Genomic DNA, 17,823 nt, shown 5'->3' with positions numbered 1-17,823 from the left:
GTGGGCTCCGCTGGCGGCCGGAGTGAGTCCCGCGGCTCAGCGGCGGGTGGCCGCGTCGCCGCCGAGGGCGAGGGCGCGGACCTCGGCGGCGGAGGCCATGGAGGTGTCGCCGGGGGTGCTCATCGCGAGCGCGCCGTGGGCGGCGCCCAGCTCGACGCAGGTCGCCAGGTCCTCGCCGGTGAGCAGGCCGTGGAGGAGGCCGGCGGCGAAGCCGTCGCCGCCGCCGACGCGGTCGAGGACGGGCAGGTGGGGGCGCAGCACGGAGGCCGCGGGACCGGCGTCGCGCGACCAGGCCAGGCCCTGCCAGTCGTTGTCGCCGGCCGAGTGGACGGTACGACGGGTGGTCGCGACGACCTGCAGCCCGGGGAGGTCGGCCGCCAGCAGGGCCGCGGCGGCCGCGAACGTCTCCCCCGACCCGGGCGGCCCGATCGGGTCGGGCGGGTCGCCGGGGAAGTCGGAGCGGTTGCCGATCAGCACGTCGACGTGCGCGGCGAGCTCGGCGTTGACCGCGCGGGCCCGGTCGGGTCCGCCGCGATCGGCCCACAGGCTGGGCCGGTAGTTGGTGTCGTAGGAGACGACGGTGCCGTGGGCGCGGGCGGAGCGCATCGCCTCGTGCGCCACCTCGGCGGTCGTCGGGGAGAGCCCGGCGAACACGCCGCCGGTGTGCAGCCAGCGCACGCCGCGCCGGCCGAAGAGGTCGTCCCAGTCGATCATGCCGGGCGCGAGCTGGCTGACGGCCGTCGCGCCGCGGTCGGAGACGCCGAGGGCCGAGCGCACGCCGTACCCGCGCTCGGTGAAGTTGAGGCCGTTGCGGGCGCGGCGGCCGATCCCGTCGAAGGGCTCCCAGCGGACCAACGAGGTGTCGACCCCGCCCTGCCGGACCAGGCTCTCGACCAGCCGGCCGATCTCGTTGTCCACGAGAGCGGTCACCACCCCGGCCCGGTGGCCGAAGACGGCGGCGAGGGCGCGGGCGACGTTGTACTCGCCCCCGCCCTCCCACACCTCGAACCGGCGGGCTGCCCGGATCCGGCTCTCCCCCGGGTCCAGCCGCAGCATCACCTCGCCGAGCGCGACGACGTCGAGCTCGCACGCGGCCGCCGGGCGGAGCTCGATCACGACGTCACCGGTACGACGACCGGGTCGGCCGCCGTTGCGGCGACCGCCGCGGCGCACAGCGCCGCGACCTCCTCCCAGCGGCCGGCCTTCAGCAGGGCCGGTGGGACCATCCAGGTCCCGCCGACCGCCGCGACGGCGGGATGGGCCAGGTAGTCGGGCGCGCGGGCGGCGGTGATGCCGCCGGTGGGGACGAAGCGCACCTGCCGGAACGCGTCGGCCAGCGCGCTGACCGCGGGCAGGCCGCCGCTCGGCTCGGCCGGGAAGAACTTCACCAGGTCGACGCCCAGCGACAGCGCCTGCATCACCTCGGTGGCGGTGCTCACCCCCGGCAGGACGGGGAGGTCCAGCTGCTGGCAGCGGCGCACGACGTCGGGGCCCAGTCCCGGGCTCACCACGAAGCGAGCACCCGACCGGTGGGCCAGGTCGACCTGCTCCGCGGTGAGCACCGTGCCGGCGCCGACCACGAGGTCCTCGCGGTCGGCCATCCGGCGCAGGACGGCCGGGGCGTCCGGCGACCGGAAGGTCACCTCCGCCACGGGGAGGCCACCCGCGGCCAGGGCCGCGCCGAGGTCGTCGGCGCGGCCCGGGTCGTCGAGGACCACGACGGGGACGACGCGGTGCGGCCCGAAGACGTCGGTCATCGGATCTCGTTCATCGCAGCTCGGCGATGACCGTCTTGAGCTCGGTGTAGTCGTCGAGGCCGAACGAGCCGAGCTCGCGACCCCAGCCGGACTGCTTGAACCCGCCGCGCGGCAGCGTGACGTCGTCGGCGTGCCAGGTGTTGAGCCAGACCGTTCCGGCGCGGAGGCGGGAGCCGACCCGGTGGGCGGTGCCGATGTCCTGCGACCACACGCCGGCGGCGAGCCCGTAGACGGTGTTGTTGGCGGCGGCGACGACCTCGTCCTCGGTGTCGAACGGGATCGCGGTGACGACCGGGCCGAAGATCTCGTCGGTCTGCACCGCCATGTCCTCGGTCACCGAGGTGATCAGGGTCGGCTGGACGAAGTAGCCGCGGTCGCCGAGGCGGTCGCCGCTGCCGGCGCTGAGCACCGCGCCGTCGGCGACGGCGCCCTGGATGTAGCCGAGCACCTTCTCGTGCTGCTCCTGCGACACCAGCGGACCCATGTCGGAGGCGGCGTCGAAGCCGCTGCCCGGCCGGATCGCGCGCGCGGCCGCGGCGACGCCCTCGATCACCTGGTCGAAGACGGCCCGCTGCACGTAGAGGCGCGAGCCGTTGACGCAGCACTGGCCCTCGTTGAAGTAGCCGCCCAGCACGGCGCCGGCGACGGCCGCGTCGAGGTCCGCGTCGGCGAAGATGATGTTGGGCGCCTTGCCGCCGAGCTCGAGCGAGACCTTCTTCAGGTTGCCGGACGCGGCCGCGGCGATCTTCTTGCCGACCTCGGTGCTGCCCGTGAAGGCGACCTTGTCGACGCCGGGGTGGTCGACGAGCGCGGCGCCCGTGTCGCCGTACCCGGGGACGACGTTGACGACGCCCGCCGGCACGCCGGCCTCGAGCAGCAGCTCGCCGAGGCGGAGCGCGGTGAGCGGCGTCTGCTCGGCCGGCTTGAGGACGACGGTGTTGCCGGCCGTGATCGCCGGGACGATCTTGAACGCGGCCATGAGCAGCGGGAAGTTCCACGGGACGATGCCGGCCACGACGCCGATCGGCTCGCGCCGGGTGTAGGCGTGGAAGTCGCGCCCGGGCACCGACATGGGGATCGTGGTGCCCTCCATCTTGGTCGCCCAGCCGGCGAAGTAGCGGAACAGCTCGGCGGCGGTGGCGACGTCGCCGTCGCGCGCCGCCTCGACCCGCTTGCCGTTGTCGAGCGCCTCGAGCTGGGCGAGCTCCTCGGCGTGGGCCTCGATCAGGTCGCCGATGCGCCACAGCAGGTGGGAGCGCTCGCGCGGGGTCATCCGCGCCCACGGCCCGGACTCGAAGGCCGCACGGGCGGCGGCGACGGCACGGTCGACGTCGGCCGCCGAGCCCTGCGCGACCTGGACGAGCTCCTCCTCGGTCGCGGGGTCGACGGTGGCGAAGGTCCGGCCGTCCTGCGCGTCGACCCACTCCCCGTCGATGAGCAGCTTCCGGGGGGAGGAGAGGAACTCGCGGACGGCGGGCAGGAGGGTGGAGCGGTCGTTGCTGACGGTGGTGGTCATGGTGCCTTTCCTTGCGGGATCAGGATCTGTCGGTGTCGTCGTGGAGGGAGGAGGGCTCGGCTACTTGATGACCATCACCTTCGACCGGTCGAGGGTGAGCGCGACCGCGGCGACGATGATCGCGCCGTAGAGGATCTGCTCGTACGCCGAGGGCACGCCGACGATCGGCAGCCCGACGCGCAGCAGGGTCACGACCAGCGCGCCGGCGACGCTGCGCCACAGCCCGCCGTGGCCGCCGGTGATGGCGGTGCCGCCGACGACGATCGCGGCGACCGCGGGCAGCAGCAGGTTGTCGGCCATCGACGGGTTCCCGCTGAAGTTGCGGGAGACCAGCATGACCGCGGCGAGCCCGGCGCAGGCGCCGGAGACGCAGAACGCGCCGATCTTCACCAGGTCCACCGGTGCGCCGGCGAGGCGGGCCGCGGACTCGGAGTAGCCGGTGGCGGTGATCCAGCTGCGCAGCGGGGTCAGCCGCACGACCAGGGCCAGCACGGCGACGACGAGCAGCGCGACGGCCACCGACATCGGGATGTAGCGGGCGACGTACAGGTTGAGCCAGCTGATCGTCGAGTCGTCGGTGACCGGCACCGTGCCGGCGTCGGAGACCACGAGCGCGACCGCCGAGAAGATGCTCATCCCGCCGAGGGTGACGATGAACGACGGGATCCGCAGGTAGACGTGGGCCACGCCCTGCACCGCGCCGAGCAGGGCCGCGACCCCGATCACCGCCGGGGTCGTGAGCGCCCCGAGGTCGGGCAGCCACAGGGCGAGGAACACCGTCGACAGCGAGGCCATCGCGGCGATGGAGAGGTCGATGCCGCCGCACAGCACGACCAGCGTCGCCCCGGCGGCGAGCACGATCAGCGGCGCCGCGGTCATCGTCGCCGCGGTGAGGCTGCGCTGGGTGAAGAAGCCGGGGTCGGCGACGGTCAGGGCCGCGAGGATGGCGGCGAGGGCGATCAGCGGCATCAGCGCGGTCAGCCGCTCCGACACGCTCCGCCCCTTCGGCTGCACGACGGACTCGGCCGCCTGCTCGACGGTGACGCTCATACCATCTCCTTCACCAGGTCCAGCGGCGTCGGCTTGGCGCCGGAGGGACAGCCCACCTCGGCGGTCACCCGCCCGTCGCTCATCACGACGATCCGGTCCGACATGCCGATCGCCTCCTCGAGGCTGTCGGCCAGGAGGACCGTGGCGACGCCGTTGCTCGCGAGCTCCCGCATCAGCCGGTAGACCTCGGAGCGGGCGCCGATGTCGAGCCCGCGGGTCGGGTGGTCGAGCAGCAGCAGGCGTACGTCGCCGCTGACCAGCCAGCGGGCGAGGACCACCTTCTGCTGGTTGCCGCCGGACAGCCGCTGGATGGCGGTGCCGCGGTGCGGCGTGCGGATCGAGAGCCGGCTGATCCAGCTGTCGACCAGCGAGGCCTGCTTGCGCGGCGAGACCAGCGGCCCCGAGCAGCGGGCCCTCTGCCGGGTCAGGGTCATGTTGTCGGCCACCGACATCGGGCCGACCATGCCCTCGATCTTGCGCTCGGCCGGGACGTAGCCGATGCCCGCGGAGCAGGCGGCCCGGGTCCCGGAGAGCTGGAGCGCGTCGCCGTCGAGGGTGACCTCGCCGGCGGTCGTCGGCTCGGCGCCGAACAGGGCGCGGCAGACGTCCTCGCGACCGGAGCCGTGGACGCCGACGATGCCGACGATCTCCCCCGCGTGGACGTCGAGGTCGACGTCGCGGAAGGTGCGCCCCGACAGGCCGCGGACGACGAGCCGTGGACGCGGCTCCTCGCCGGAGCGCTCGAAGGCGGTGTCGTGGTAGTGGTCGTCGGAGCCCGTGGAGCCGATCATCATCCGGTGCAGCTCGGCCGGGGCGGCGTCGGCGGTCGGCACGTCGCCGACCGAGCGGCCGCCGCGCAGGACCGTGACCCGGTCGCACACGTCGAGCACCTCGTCGAGCCGGTGCGAGACGAAGATGACGGAGGCGAACGCGCGCAGGCGTCGTACCTGGGCGAAGAGGGTCTCGATCTCCTTCGACTCCAGCACCGAGGTCGGCTCGTCGAGGATGATCACCGGCGGGTGCTGGCTGCGCTGCTCGATCCGCAGCACCTTCGCGATCTCGACCATCTGGCGGTCGGCGAAGGAGAGCGAGTCGGTGCGCGCGAGCGGGTCGATGGGGGAGCCGATCTTGTCCAGCTGCTCCTGGGCGAGCCGGCGCATCCGGTCCCAGCGGTAGACGCCGCCGCGGACGCCCGCTCCCTCGGAGCCGAGCACGATGTTCTCCGCGGCCGTCAGGTTGGGCACCAGCGACTGCTCCTGGAACACCATGCCGATGCCGTGGTCGGCCGCGTTGACGACGCTGCGCAGCCGGACCTTCTCGCCACGGACGTAGATGTCGCCGGCGTCCGGCTTCACCAGGCCGACGAGGGCCTTGAGCAGGGTGGACTTGCCGGCGCCGTTCTCGCCGGCCAGGCCGAGCACCTCGTTCTGGTGCACGACGAAGTCGACGCCGTCGAGCGCCTTGACGCCCGGGTAGTGCTTGACCAGGCCACGGACCTCGAGGGCGGGGACCGGTGCGGGAGGCGGGGTCACGATCTTCTCCTCCATCTCGATGCTCACTTGACCACCTGGTTCCTGCGCCGCTGCGGGATCACCGCGGCGGCGACCGCGGCGACGACGATGAGGCCCTGCACGCCGCCCTGCCAGTACGGGCTGACGCCGATCTGCACCAGCCCGTTGGTCAGCACGGTGATCAGCAGGACGCCGACGGCGGAGTGCAGCACGCCGCCCCGGCCGCCGGTGAGCAGGGTGCCGCCGACCACGGCCGCGGTGATCGCGGCGAAGTCGTAGCCCTTGCCGGCCTGGACCAGCCCGGCCCCGAGCTGGCTGGTCACCATCACGCCGCCGAGGCCGTAGAACGCGCCGGCCAGGGTGAAGACGGCGACCTTGAAGGGCGCGACCTTCACGCCGGAGAGCGCGAGCACCTCCTCGGCGCCGCCGATCGCGTAGGCGTAGCGGCCCAGCCGGGTGTAGCGCTGGATCAGCCAGCCCACGAGGACGCAGCCGAGCGCGATCCAGGCGAGCCCGGAGAACCCGAGGAACCGCCCGGTCGCCCAGCCCTCGAGCATCTCGTCGGAGATATTGGGCTGGACGCCGCTGAACATGAGGGTGGCGACGCCGAGCCCGATCGCCGAGACCCCGAGGGTCGTCATGAAGGACGGCACCTTGAGCAGCACCAGCGCCAGGCCGCTGAGGGCGCCGAGCCCGGCGGCCAGCAGCACCGCGAGCGCGATGCCGAGCAGCCCGAGGTCGTTGCCGTTGCGATTGTTCTCCACCAGCAGGGCGACCGCGAGCGCGGAGGCCCCCATCACGCCGGCGGCCGAGAGATCGATCGACCCCATCATCAGCACGAACGTGATGCCGCAGGTGACGACGGCCAGCACCGCCGCCGCGTCCATGATGTTCTGCACGTTGGCGACGCTGCGGAACTGCGGGCTCAGCGCCGCGAACACGGCGAAGATGACGACCAGGGCGATCGGGGGACCGGCGTCCCGGAGCGACACCCCCGCCGAGGGCGGGGGCGCCGGGCAACGGCCACGGTGTCACTCGTGTCCTCGGCGGGGGATGTCAGGGTCACGACAGCGGACCAGCCACGCGGTCGAAGACGTTGTCGCACTCGAAGTCGGACTCGTCCGTCTTCGGGGTGGCGAAGTCGCCGACGTTGGCGTCGGTGATCAGGAACTGCTCGGCGAAGAACGCCCGGTTGTCCGCGGGCAGGTCCTTCACGTCCAGCTCGCCGGTCGCCGCGCAGAAGCCGATGGCCAGGCCGATGCCGCCCTGCCACGGACCGTCGCTGGACACCGTGGCGGTCATCGAGCCGTCCTGGATCGCGGTCAGCGCGTCCGGGACCGCGTCGATGCCGACGACGGCCACGTCGCTGCGGCCGGCCTGCTTGAGCGCCTCGAGCGCACCGAGCGCCATGTCGTCGTTCGCGGCCCAGATGCCCTTGACCTTGTCACCGTGCTTGGTGAGCAGGGTCTTGGTCACGTCGAGGGCCTCGGCGCGGGAGAAGTTCGCGGTCTGGTCGTCGAGCAGGGTCACTCCCGGGTTCTTGGCGAGCGAGGCCTCGAGGCCCGCGAAGCGGTCCTTGGCCGCGGCGGTGTCCAGGACTCCCTGGAGGGCGATGATGCCACCCTCGCCGCCGATCGCCTCCGCGAGCGCGTCGCCGATCTGCTGACCGGACTCGACGCCGTTGTAGGTGATGTGGCTGACCCAGCGGTCGTAGTCGGCCGGGTCGAGGTCGGCGGGCTTGTTCCACTGCGTCACGAGGTAGGCACCGGCCTGGTCGGCGCCCTTGACGATCGGGGTGGTGTCGGCGTCGCCGTTGGGCAGCACGTTCATCACCAGGCAGTCGGTGTCGCCGGCGAGGAGCTGGCGGATCTGCTCCTGCTGCTTGGTGGAGTCGCCGTCGTAGGTCAGGCGCTCCTGCTTGAGCCCGACCGACTGCGCGAAGGCGTCGCCGCCGTCGAGCCAGGAGGCCTCGTAGGGGTTCGACTCGTTGCGGACCTGGCCGACGAGCTTGACGTCGGAGGCGTCGCAGGCGCCGGACTCACCGGACGCGGTCGAGCTGCCCTCGCTGCAGCCGGCGAGAGCCATCGCCGCGACGCTGAGACTGAACAACGCGGCGACGGGGCGGGACATGCGGGTCATCGTTGATCCTCGTTTCGTGGTGCCGAATGCTCCGGCGGTGGTTTTCTGGGAGGAAGAGGAGGAGGGGGTACGGCGCCCCGAGCGGCGTCCTGGGGTCCCGAGGCGGTCCTGGGCGGTCCTGGGTTCTCCTGGGTGGAGGGGTGATCTGGTTCAGCGCGCCATCCAGCCTCCGTCGACGACGAGGACGTGTCCGTTGACGTAGTCCGATGCGGAGGAGCTGAGGAAGACGGCGGCGCCCGCGATGTCGCGGGGCGAGCCCCAGCGGCCGGCCGGGATCCGGTCGAGGATCGCCCGCGAGCGGTCCTCGTCCGCACGGAGCGCGGCGGTGTTGTCGGTCGCCATGTAGCCAGGAGCGATCGCGTTGACCTGCACGCCGTGGGGCGCCCACTCGTTGGCCAGCGCCTTGGTGATGCCGGCGACGCCGTGCTTGCTGGCGGCGTACGACACCACCCGGATGCCGCCCTGGAAGGCGAGCAGGCTGGCGATGCTGACGATCTTGCCGCGGCCGCGCTCGACCATCGGGCGGCCGAGGTGCTGGCTGAGGAAGAACAGCCCGCTGAGGTTGATGTCGACGACCTTGTTCCACGACTCCGCGGTGACGTCGACGGTGTCGTGGCGGTCGATGATGCCGGCGTTGTTGACCAGGACGTCGACCTCGTGGCGGGCGTTGATGTCCGCGCAGACGCGCTCGATCGCGGCGTGGTCCGACACGTCGAGGTCGACGACCTCGACGTCGCGGCCGAGGTCGCGGACCTCCTTCTCGGTGTCGGTCTGGCTCCCCGGGAGGCCGACGAGCACCAGGTCGGCGCCCGCCTCGGCCAGGCCGAGGGCCACGCCCTGGCCGAGGCCGCGGCCGGCTCCGGTCACGACCGCGCGCCGGCCGGTCAGGTCGAAGGGCGTGCCCGGGGTGCTCACAGCTCCTCCAGCGCGACGCCGTCGAGGTCGGTGTAGACGTTGTTCTCGCCGGTCATCGCCCAGATGAAGGCGTAGGAGCCGGTGCCGGCACCGGAGTGGATGGACCACGGCGGGGAGATGACGGCCTGGCGGTTGGCGACGAGCAGGTGGCGGGTGGCACCCGGCTGGCCGAGGAAGTGGAAGACCCGGTCCTCCTCGGCGAGGTCGGCGTACAGGTAGATCTCGGTCCGCCGGTCGTGGAGGTGCGGCGGCATGGTGTTCCAGACCGAGCCGTCGGCGATCACGGTCACGCCGAACTGCAGGCCGTAGCTCTGCACGTCCTGGCCCCAGACGTAGCGGTAGAGCTGGCGGGAGCTGGCGCCCGCGTCGGTGCCGATCGCGACCGGCTCGACCTCGTCGTTCTTGAGCACCGTCGTCGGGTACGTCGTGCCCGCGGGCACCGAGACGAAGTAGAAGGCGGCCTCGTCCCCGACGAAGGACACCTCGCTGCCGCGACCGACATAGAGTCCGTCGAGATGGGCGAGCTCGAACTTCTCGCCGTCGACCAGGACGTGCCCCGTCTCGGCGACGTTGATGATCCCCAGCTCCCGCCGCTCGAGGTGGGAGCCGGTCCCGAGCACGTCCCACGCCGGCAGGTCGAGGCGACCCTCGCTCGGCACCGCACCGCCGACGACCATCCGGTCGTCGTGGGTGTAGACCCCGCGGACCTCGCCGGGGAGGAAGAGGTCCTCGATGAGGAAGTTGTCGCGGAGGTCCGCGGCGCGGGCTGTCTCCACGCTCGACGGAGAGGTCGAATAGCGGACCTGGATCACCGATGCTCCTTGGGTTTGTGAACTGCGTTCGTCTATGTGAATCGAGACGCTACACGTGACGGCGGTCACGGTCAAGGAGTTGAAGTTCGTCCACATATGTGGACAGCGGGTAGAGTGGGACCGACCGCCGGAGCGGACCGCTCCGGCACCACGAGGAGAAGCTGGCAGATGACCCAGAACACGACGAACGGCTCCGCCGCAGGACCGGTGAAGTCGGCCGCCCGCGCGCTCGACCTGCTGGACGAGATCGCCGCCCACGGCCCCGGCACCCAGCTGCAGCTGTCGACCCGGCTCGGCATCCCCAAGAGCAGCCTGCACGCGCTGCTGCGGACGATGACCGACCGCGGCTGGCTGCAGACCGACCCCACCGGCAGCGTCTACCAGCTGGGCATCCGCTCCCTCGTCGTCAGCTCGGCCTATCTCGCCGGCGACCCCGTCCTCGCCCGCGCGGCCGCCGTGATGGACGAGATCGCCGGTGCCACCGAGGAGACCGTCAACCTCGGCCGGCTCGCCGGCAACGACGTCATCTACACGGCCAAGCGCGAGTCGCTCCACCCGCTGCGGATGCACACGCCCGTCGGGCGCCGCCTGCCGGCGTACTCCACCGCGCTGGGGCGCGCCATCCTCGCCGAGCGGCCGCGCGACGCCCGCGCCGCGCTGGTGCCGGACCACATCGACCCGATCACCACCCACACGCTGACCGATCGCGACGCCGTGCTGGCGGTCATCGACGACGCCGAGCGCCTCGGGTACGCCTCCGAGAGCGACGAGTCGTGCATCGGCGTGCGCTGCTTCGGGGTCGCGCTGCCGTTCTCCCGGCCCGCCGTCGACGGCATCAGCGTCGCCGTCCCGATCAGCCGGCTGACCGACGGCCGCGAGGCCCACATCATCGAGACGCTGCTCAGCGTCCGGGCCCGGCTCTCCCTGGAGCACGACAACAGCTTCGTCCGGTGAGGTTCGGCCGGTTGTCCAGCCGAACTGGGTGACGAACCAGGTTCGAGTATGCGAACATCGCGGGCATGCTTCTCCGCGTGCCCGCCCTGCCGCTCCGCCTGTCCGTCCTGCTGCTCCTCGTGCTCGGGCTCCTCGCCGTCGCACCGGTCCAGGCGGCGGAGCCGGCGCCGCGGACCTGGGTCGTGGACGCCGTCGACGACGAGGCCGGGAACCGCTGGGAGGCCGAGACCGGCGGCAACGTGATCACGATCCGGCCGGGCGACACCGTCGAGTGGCGCTTCGAGCGGGCCGGACAGGAGCACGACCTGACCTCCGAGGACACCCGCAGCGCGTGGGCCGAGCCGGTCCAGGAGTACCGGGTCCCGGACGGCGAGCCGGTCCGCCGTACCTTCGCGACACCGGGCCAGTACGAGTACGTCTGCTCCCTCCACGGCACCGTGATGTGGGGCACCGTGATCGTCGAGGAGCCCGGCGCCAACAGCGCTCCCACCGGCACCGCGGAGGCCGCGCCCACCACGGGCACCACGCCGCTCACCGTGCAGTTCACCTCCGCGGTCACCGACCCCGACGGGGACCCGCTCACCTACGCCTGGGACTTCGGCACCGCCGACCCCGTCGCCGCGTCGCCCGACGCGGCGCACACCTACACCGAGCCGGGCCACTACACCGCGAGCCTGGAGGTCGGCGACGGGAACGGCGGGACCTTCCGGCGCTCGTTCCCGATCCACGTCGGCGCCCCGGACCAGGCGCTGCCCGCGCTGGACGCCCACGCCCACCACGGCGCGGGCGCGCGTCCGCTCCCGGTGGCGTTCTCCGCGGCGGTCACCACGGACGGCGCGTTCACGCCCTTCGCCGACGGCAGCACGACGTACCCCGACCTGGCCGGCACCGCCACGATGATCCGCTCGCGCGGGCAGACGTACGCCGCCATCGAGGTCACCGGACTGAGGCCGGGCGCCTCGCACCTGGTCCACGTGCACGAGCAGGCCTGCGGATCCGCGAACGGCGGCGCGCACTTCCGGTTCGACGAGGACCGGCCGTTCGCGGAGGAGAACGAGCTCTGGCTGCCCTTCACCAGCGACGCCGAGGGCCGCTCCACGTCGATCGTCGCCACCCATCCCGCGCGCGCGGGCTCGAAGGCCGTCTCGATCGTGGTCCACGACCCCGACAACCCGGCCCTGCGGATCGGGTGCGTCGACCTCGCGCCCGGGACCGCCGACCTCTCCTACCGCTGGGACTTCGGCGACGGGATCACCGGCGTGGGTCCCGACGCCGACCACGTCTACGCGTCGTCGGGCAGCTACACCGCGACCGTGACCATGAGCCGCGACGGGCTGCAGGCCAGCGCGACGGTGGGCGTCGTCGTACCGGAGGCGGTGGGGGTGGTGCCCGCCGACACGACCGGTCCGCGCATCCGCGGCACCAGGCCGTCGGGCACCGTACGGGACCGCACGCCCACGATCCGGGCGAAGATCGCGGACGACTCCGCGATCCGGCGCAGACACGTCCGGCTGCGGGTCGACGGGCGCAGGATCACCGGCTTCCGGTACGCCGCCCGCACCGGCCGGCTGACCTGGACGCCGCATCGCGCGCTGCGCCCCGGCCGGCACAAGGTGCGCCTGGTGGTGGTCGACCCGGCCGGCAACCGGACCGTGCGGGTCTGGCGGTTCCGGATCCGCCGCTGACCCGGCGCGTCCTGACCTCGTGGGGACACCGACCCGGCGCGTCCTGACCTCGTGGGGACACCGACCCGGCGCGTCCTGACCTTTGACGAGGTAAGGATGCGCCGGGTCGACGTGTCTCGGAGGTCAGGATGCGCCGGGTCGGGCTACTCGGCGGCGCGGACGAGCGGGCTGGCCTCGGCGGCGGCCGACCACGCCTCGACGGCGTACAGCAGCCAGGCGTGCATGCCGCCCCGGCCGCCGCTCGCCCAGCCGCGCAGGTTGGACTCGTACTGCGGGCGGAGGGCGAGGTGCGCCGCCTCCGGGACGACGAGCGACTTCTCGTCGACGCCCCGGGCCGCGGCGACCAGCCGCTCGGCGGCGCGGGCCACGATCCCGTTGTGGGAGCCGAACGGGGCGGCGGTGACGAGCTCGGCGTGGACGACCGCGGCGACGGCGAGGGCCGGCGCCTCGGTCGGAGCGGTGACCAGCTCGGCGATCCCGCGCAGCCTGGCCGCGGCCTCGCCGTCGCGGGGCCGGCCGAGCAGCTCGTCGGGCAGGCTGCCGCGGGCGGCGAGGGTGTGCATCCGCGCCAGCGCCTGGAGCGGCTGGCGTCGTACGACGGGGACGAGGGCGAGCAGCTCGGTCGCCAGCCGGACGGCGTCGGCCGCGATCTCGTCGCCCTCCCCCGCGCGCACCTCGGCGAGCGTCGAGCCCGAGCCCTCGAGGACCGCGCTCGCGTGCGCCCCGCGCAGCAGCGACTCGGCGGTCAGCTCGGGGCCGGTCCGGCGCAGGCCGCGGTCGCGGAGCACGACGTCGATGCCGTCACGGGCGCCGGCGAAGCCGGACGGGACCCCCTCGAGGGCGAGCAGCCAGGCGTGGGGGTCGGTGGTCACGACAGAGAGCCTAGGAGGGTGGAAAGGTAGAATCTGTCGGAGGTAGAAAGGTAGAGTTGGCTTAGGAGGTGCGGCAATGAGCCTGAACATCAAGAACGAGCGGGTGCACGCGCTCGCCCGCGAGGCGGCGCGGGTGACCGGGAAGACCCAGACGAGCGTCATCGAGACAGCCTTGGAGCAGTTCCTCGCCAGGCTCGGTGCCGATCCGGTGGAGACGGACCGACAGCGGCGGATCGACATGGCCAACGCGATCAGCCTCCGATGGCGGGAGCGACCTCGGATCCCGGGTGACGAACGGATCCTCGATGAGGAGGATCTCTACGATCCCGAGACCGGCCTGCCTGCATGATCGTCGACACCTCTGCTCTGATCGCCATCCTGGTCAACGAGCCGGAGCGGGAGCTGTTCAACAACATGCTCGGCAACCATCCCTCCCGCATGTCGGCCGCGAACTGGTTCGAGGCAGCCATGGTCGCCGAAGGCCGCGGCGGCCGTCGGGCGACGGTCGACCTCGACCGACTCGTCGACATCTTCGGCATCACGATCGAGCCTGTCACCGTGGAGCAGGCGACAGCGGCCCGCATCGCGTTCCGTCGCTACGGCAAGGGCTCCGGCTCCCCCGCCCGGCTCAACTTCGGCGACTGCTTCGCCTACGCCCTGTCGGCGACCTCCGGCGAGCCGCTGCTCTTCAAGGGCGACGACTTCACCCACACCGACATCCTGCGCGCTGTCTGACCCGAGCCGCCCGCAGGCGTGCCTCCGCGATCCGGGCCGCCCGCCGCCGTACGCTCGGGCCCGATGGCTACCGACTCCACCCCCGACGCACCCGGCCTCTGCTTCGGCGCCGTGGCCGAGTCCTACGACCGCGGCCGCCCGGGCTACCCGCGCGAGGCGGTGGCGTGGCTGACCGGCGAGGAGCCGTTGACGATCCTGGAGCTGGGCGCCGGCACCGGCAAGCTCACCGAGCACCTGGTCGCGCTCGGCCACGACGTGCACGCCACCGACCCGGACCCGCGGATGCTCGACCGGCTCGGCACCCGGCTGCCGGAGCTGCGGGTCTCGCAGACCGCCGCGGAGGAGATCCCGGCGGCGGACGCGACGTACGACCTGGTGGTGGCGGCGGACGCCGACGCGTGGTTCGACCCCGAGCGCGCGCTGCCGGAGATCGCGCGCGTGCTCAAGCGGGGCGGCGTCTTCGCGGTCGTGCGCAACGTGCGTGACGAGCGGATCCCGTGGGTGCGGCGGCTCGGCAACCTGATCGGCCACCACGCGACCGGCGGTGGCGTCGGCGAGGCGATCGAGTCGTCGCCGTACTTCGGGCCGGCCGACGACATGTCCTTCAAGCAGTGGCAGGTCATCGACCGCGCGTCCGTGCAGGATCTCGCCCGCTCGCTGCCCGACGTCGCCACCCTCGACCGCACCGGGCAGGACTCCAAGGTCCGCGAGGTGCTGTCGTTCTACGACGACTTCGGCCGCGGCATGGACGGCATGCAGCTGCCCTGGGTCACCGAGTGCTTCCGCGCGGTCGTCGGCATCCAGCCGAAGACGATCCGCCGGGAGCCGGCCGCCTCCGGCACCCCGGAGACGGGGCCGGCGGTCGAGGACGAGACCGACGCCGAGGTCGGCGAGGACACCGTCCCGGTCGCCCTCGCCCCCGCCGTCGAGCCGCCTGCCGACGACGACTCGGGCATGCTGCTCATCGACTTCCGCTGACGATCCGTCTCACGCGGCCCCGGCGGCCGCGTCCGCGCCCTGGAGCATCAGGCCGGCCACGGCGGTGAGCGCCTCGCTCCATGCCTCGGTCATCGCCTCGGTCCAGGCGTCGCCCCCGAGCTCCGCCATGGCGGCGACCATGCACTCCGCGACGGCGTCGTACATCGGCGGGGTGACGCCCCACCCGGCGTGCCGGGCGCCGAGCTCGCCGAGCGTGGTGGTGAGCCAGTGCGGATCGTCGAGGTGCTCGAGCACGGCCACGACGGCGGTGCGCAGCATCGCCGCCTGGGGGCGGACATCGGCGGAGAACATCGGGCGGACCGCGGGGTGCCGCTCGAAGAGCAGGTCGTAGAAGCGCTCGGTGAGGGACTCGTCCGCGTCGGCGAGCAGCAGGCTGTCGGTGAGGAGTCGCTGGTCCATGGACTCACGTTGCCGGCCGGAGATTTCGGCCGGCGTACCGGCGCGGAAGGAGGTCGTGACGCCTCGCTCACGGCCTCACAGGCGACCCGGACCGCCCGCGTACGGCACCATGACGGGGTGCGCGGTGGACGGTGGTGGCGACGGGACCACCTGGGCAGCGAGGCGGACCGGGCGGCGTTCCGGGCGCTGCACCAGGCCTCGCTGGCGTCGCCCGCGCTGCGGGAGGGCCTGACGACGGCGAGCGCGGAGCGGGCGATCCGGCACCTGCGGGCGCTCTTGGGCACGCCGGCGCTGGCGATCACCGACACCGAGGCGGTGCTGGCGTGGGACGGCGTGGGCAGCCACCACCTCGACCAGGCGGCGGTGGTCGGGCTGCTGGCGATCGAGAAGGGCAGCACCCGCACCATCGACCGCGGCCAGCTCGGCTGCGCGGTCGGGGGCTGCCCGGTGCGAACCGGCGTGGTGAGCCCGCTGGTGGTGGACGGCCGGGTGCTGGGGACGGTGCAGGCGTTCGCGCCGACCCCGACGGCCGGGCTCGTCCGCGCGACCGAGGAGGTCGCGGAGTGGGTGTCGGGGCAGCTGGAGCTGGCCGAGCTGGACGCCCACCGCAACCGGCTGATCGAGGCCGAGGTGCGCGCGCTGCGGGCCCAGATCAGCCCGCACTTCGTCTACAACTCGCTCAACGCGATCGCCAGCTTCGTCCGCACCGACCCCGACCGCGCCCGCGACCTGCTCGTCGAGTTCGCCGACTTCACGCGCTACTCCTTCCGCCGCCACGGCGAGTACACGACGCTGGCCGACGAGCTGCGCTCGATCGAGCGGTACCTCCTGCTCGAGCAGGCCCGCTTCGGGGACCGGCTCCAGGTCACGCTCAACATCGCGCCGGAGGTGCTGCCCGTCGTCGTACCGTTCCTCTGCATCCAGCCCCTCGTCGAGAACGCGGTGCGGCACGGCCTCGAGGGCGCCGACCAGGCCGGCCACCTGACCATCGTCGCCCACGACCGGGGCCACGAGGCGGTGCTCGAGGTGGAGGACAACGGCGTCGGCGAGGACCCTGAGAAGGTACGGCGAGCACTCGCCGGCGACGCCGAGCTGGACTCGGTCGGCCTGGGCAATGTGGACGCCCGGCTGCGCGCGACCTTCGGCGACGACTACGGTCTGGTCGTGGAGACCGCTCCGGGGGCCGGGACCAAGGTGATCGTGCGGGTGCCGAAGTTCGCGCCCGGAGTCACCGCATGAGTTGCCCTGTGTCAACCTCTCCCGTGTCAGGCGGCCTGTGTGGCGTGCTCGTTGAGGACGCGTTGGAGGGCGCGGTGTTGGTGGGGGTTGTAGGCGAGGTGGTTTTGCCAGCAGCGCCAGATGATGTCGACCCAGGCTCGGGCGAGGATCCGTGTGGCGTGGGGGTGGTCGTGGTTGCGGGCTCTGGCGTTGTTGTAGAGCTGGGCGGCCCATGGGTTGGCGTGTCGGGAGTCGGCGGCGAAGTCGCACAGTGCGTCTCTGAGTTCCTTGTCGGCTCCCCAACGGAAGGTCACGGCTTTGACTTTGCCGGACTGGCGTGTGGAGGGAGCGACGCCGGCCAGGCAGGCCAGAGCGTCGGCGGTGGGGAACCGGCCGCGGGCGTCGCCGATTTCTGCGAGCAGCCGGGCGGCGCGCACGGTGCCGGCGCGGGGCAGCGAGGTCACGATGTGAGCATCGGGGTGAATGTCGAGCTGGGCGGCAATCGAGTTGGCCAGGACGGCGATCTGGGTGTTCAGGGTCCGCAGGACTGCGGCGAACGCGAGGGTGGTCTGGGCGTGGAATCCGGCTTCGGGGCCGGTGGTGCCGCGGGGTGCGGCCAGCAGCCGGGCGTGCAGGATCGCGGGGTCGGTGCGGCCGGAGTAGGAGACCTTCTTCAGCCACGCGGCAAGCCGTTCGACGGTGAGCCAGTCGGCCTTGGTCTGGGTGGGGAATCGCTCCAGGAAGGCCAGGCTGATCGCGGAGTCCAGGTCGGCGAAGAGGTCCACGACACCCGGGAAGACGATCTGCAGGTGGGCGCGGAGCTGGTTGGCTGCGGCGACACGGTGCTCGACCAGATCACGACGCGCGCGGACGCTGGATCGCAGGGCCTGCGCGGCCGGGGTCGACCGGGTCAGTGGGGTGAGGCGTCGGCGGTCGGTGCGGACCACGTCGGCCAGGACGTAGGCGTCGAACCGGTCGTCCTTGTTGCCGGCGGAGCCGTATCGGGAGCGCAGGTTCTTGACCTGCGCGGGTGCGATGACCAGCACCGTCAGACCGGCGGCCAGGAGCGCGTCGATGACGGGGCCGTCGGGTCGTTCGATGCCGACCTCGACCACTCCTGCGGCCAGCAGGCGGGCGACCATGCGTCGCAGCCCGGCCGCGGTGTGGTTGACGCTGTACCGGTCGATGGCCTCGCCGTCGGCATCGACGATGCACACGACGTGGTCGTCCTTGGCCCAGTCCACGCCCGCGCACACTCGGC

General features: G+C 72.7%; 18 protein-coding genes. 6 read left to right on the top strand and 12 right to left on the bottom strand.

Annotation, left to right across the window (positions count from 1 at the left end; all coding sequences use genetic code 11):
- Window positions 1-36: 36 nt before the first annotated feature.
- From FIV44_RS17025 to kduI, 9 genes are all read right to left on the bottom strand, one after another.
- A complete protein-coding gene (locus tag FIV44_RS17025) occupies window positions 37-1,116 on the bottom strand; it encodes a sugar kinase (protein ID WP_281285738.1) in 1,080 nt (359 codons plus the stop codon).
- Window positions 1,113-1,757, bottom strand: a complete 645-nt coding sequence (gene eda / locus FIV44_RS17020; RefSeq protein ID WP_141005472.1) for a bifunctional 4-hydroxy-2-oxoglutarate aldolase/2-dehydro-3-deoxy-phosphogluconate aldolase — start codon at window positions 1,755-1,757, stop codon at window positions 1,113-1,115. The genes FIV44_RS17025 and eda overlap by 4 nt, the downstream gene beginning before the upstream one ends.
- A gap of 10 nt (window positions 1,758-1,767) precedes the next feature.
- Window positions 1,768-3,273, bottom strand: a complete 1,506-nt coding sequence (locus FIV44_RS17015) for an aldehyde dehydrogenase family protein (protein ID WP_141005471.1) — start codon at window positions 3,271-3,273, stop codon at window positions 1,768-1,770.
- A gap of 60 nt (window positions 3,274-3,333) precedes the next feature.
- A complete protein-coding gene (locus FIV44_RS17010) occupies window positions 3,334-4,323 on the bottom strand; it encodes an ABC transporter permease (protein WP_141005470.1) in 990 nt (329 codons plus the stop codon).
- Complete coding sequence (locus FIV44_RS17005) at window positions 4,320-5,882, bottom strand: sugar ABC transporter ATP-binding protein (RefSeq protein WP_141005469.1); 1,563 nt, start codon at window positions 5,880-5,882, stop codon at window positions 4,320-4,322. Before FIV44_RS17005 ends, FIV44_RS17010 begins: the two co-directional genes overlap by 4 nt.
- Window positions 5,879-6,826 carry an ABC transporter permease gene (locus FIV44_RS17000; RefSeq protein ID WP_141005468.1) on the bottom strand — a complete coding sequence of 316 codons (948 nt, stop codon included), beginning with the start codon at window positions 6,824-6,826 and terminating at the stop codon, window positions 5,879-5,881. The genes FIV44_RS17005 and FIV44_RS17000 overlap by 4 nt, the downstream gene beginning before the upstream one ends.
- Window positions 6,827-6,896: 70 nt before the next feature.
- Window positions 6,897-7,973, bottom strand: a complete 1,077-nt coding sequence (locus FIV44_RS16995; protein WP_141005467.1) for a sugar ABC transporter substrate-binding protein — start codon at window positions 7,971-7,973, stop codon at window positions 6,897-6,899.
- 150 nt (window positions 7,974-8,123) lie between these two features.
- Window positions 8,124-8,888, bottom strand: coding sequence for a 2-dehydro-3-deoxy-D-gluconate 5-dehydrogenase KduD (gene kduD / locus FIV44_RS16990; RefSeq protein WP_141005466.1), 765 nt, complete (start codon window positions 8,886-8,888; stop codon window positions 8,124-8,126).
- Window positions 8,885-9,700 (bottom strand): 5-dehydro-4-deoxy-D-glucuronate isomerase, encoded by an 816-nt coding sequence (gene kduI / locus FIV44_RS16985; RefSeq protein ID WP_141005465.1) that lies wholly within the window; start codon window positions 9,698-9,700, stop codon window positions 8,885-8,887. The genes kduD and kduI overlap by 4 nt, the downstream gene beginning before the upstream one ends.
- Before the next feature lie 168 nt (window positions 9,701-9,868).
- Between kduI and FIV44_RS16980 the strand changes: the two genes are divergently transcribed.
- On the top strand, window positions 9,869-10,654 hold the full coding sequence (locus tag FIV44_RS16980; RefSeq protein ID WP_141005464.1) for an IclR family transcriptional regulator: 786 nt from the start codon (window positions 9,869-9,871) through the stop codon (window positions 10,652-10,654).
- A gap of 65 nt (window positions 10,655-10,719) precedes the next feature.
- Complete coding sequence (locus FIV44_RS16975; RefSeq protein WP_141005463.1) at window positions 10,720-12,339, top strand: PKD domain-containing protein; 1,620 nt, start codon at window positions 10,720-10,722, stop codon at window positions 12,337-12,339.
- 143 nt (window positions 12,340-12,482) lie between these two features.
- On the opposite strand, the gene FIV44_RS16970 is transcribed toward FIV44_RS16975, so the two are convergent.
- The gene (locus FIV44_RS16970) at window positions 12,483-13,211 is read right to left on the bottom strand and encodes an oxidoreductase (RefSeq protein ID WP_141005462.1); all 729 of its coding nucleotides are present in this window, start codon (window positions 13,209-13,211) and stop codon (window positions 12,483-12,485) included.
- 76 nt (window positions 13,212-13,287) lie between these two features.
- On the opposite strand from FIV44_RS16970, the gene FIV44_RS16965 reads away from it, so the two are divergent.
- The 3 genes from FIV44_RS16965 (at window position 13,288) to FIV44_RS16955 (ending at window position 14,924) form a co-directional block, all read left to right on the top strand.
- The gene (locus FIV44_RS16965; protein ID WP_141005461.1) at window positions 13,288-13,560 is read left to right on the top strand and encodes a type II toxin-antitoxin system VapB family antitoxin; all 273 of its coding nucleotides are present in this window, start codon (window positions 13,288-13,290) and stop codon (window positions 13,558-13,560) included.
- Window positions 13,557-13,946 (top strand): type II toxin-antitoxin system VapC family toxin, encoded by a 390-nt coding sequence (locus FIV44_RS16960; RefSeq protein WP_141005460.1) that lies wholly within the window; start codon window positions 13,557-13,559, stop codon window positions 13,944-13,946. The genes FIV44_RS16965 and FIV44_RS16960 overlap by 4 nt, the downstream gene beginning before the upstream one ends.
- A gap of 63 nt (window positions 13,947-14,009) precedes the next feature.
- A complete protein-coding gene (locus FIV44_RS16955) occupies window positions 14,010-14,924 on the top strand; it encodes a class I SAM-dependent methyltransferase (protein ID WP_181410641.1) in 915 nt (304 codons plus the stop codon).
- Between the two features lie 9 nt (window positions 14,925-14,933).
- Here the strand turns inward: FIV44_RS16955 and FIV44_RS16950 are convergent, their stop codons facing one another.
- On the bottom strand, window positions 14,934-15,344 hold the full coding sequence (locus FIV44_RS16950) for a globin domain-containing protein (protein ID WP_141005459.1): 411 nt from the start codon (window positions 15,342-15,344) through the stop codon (window positions 14,934-14,936).
- A gap of 117 nt (window positions 15,345-15,461) precedes the next feature.
- On the opposite strand from FIV44_RS16950, the gene FIV44_RS16945 reads away from it, so the two are divergent.
- Window positions 15,462-16,583, top strand: coding sequence for a sensor histidine kinase (locus FIV44_RS16945; RefSeq protein WP_141005458.1), 1,122 nt, complete (start codon window positions 15,462-15,464; stop codon window positions 16,581-16,583).
- A gap of 26 nt (window positions 16,584-16,609) precedes the next feature.
- Here the strand turns inward: FIV44_RS16945 and FIV44_RS16940 are convergent, their stop codons facing one another.
- Window positions 16,610-17,806, bottom strand: coding sequence for an IS110 family RNA-guided transposase (locus tag FIV44_RS16940; RefSeq protein WP_219996049.1), 1,197 nt, complete (start codon window positions 17,804-17,806; stop codon window positions 16,610-16,612).
- Window positions 17,807-17,823 lie beyond the last annotated feature (17 nt).

It is taken from the genome of Nocardioides humi (assembly GCF_006494775.1).
GTDB classification, from domain to species: domain Bacteria; phylum Actinomycetota; class Actinomycetes; order Propionibacteriales; family Nocardioidaceae; genus Nocardioides; species Nocardioides humi.
This window is presented reverse-complemented; position numbering and strand designations above follow the sequence as displayed.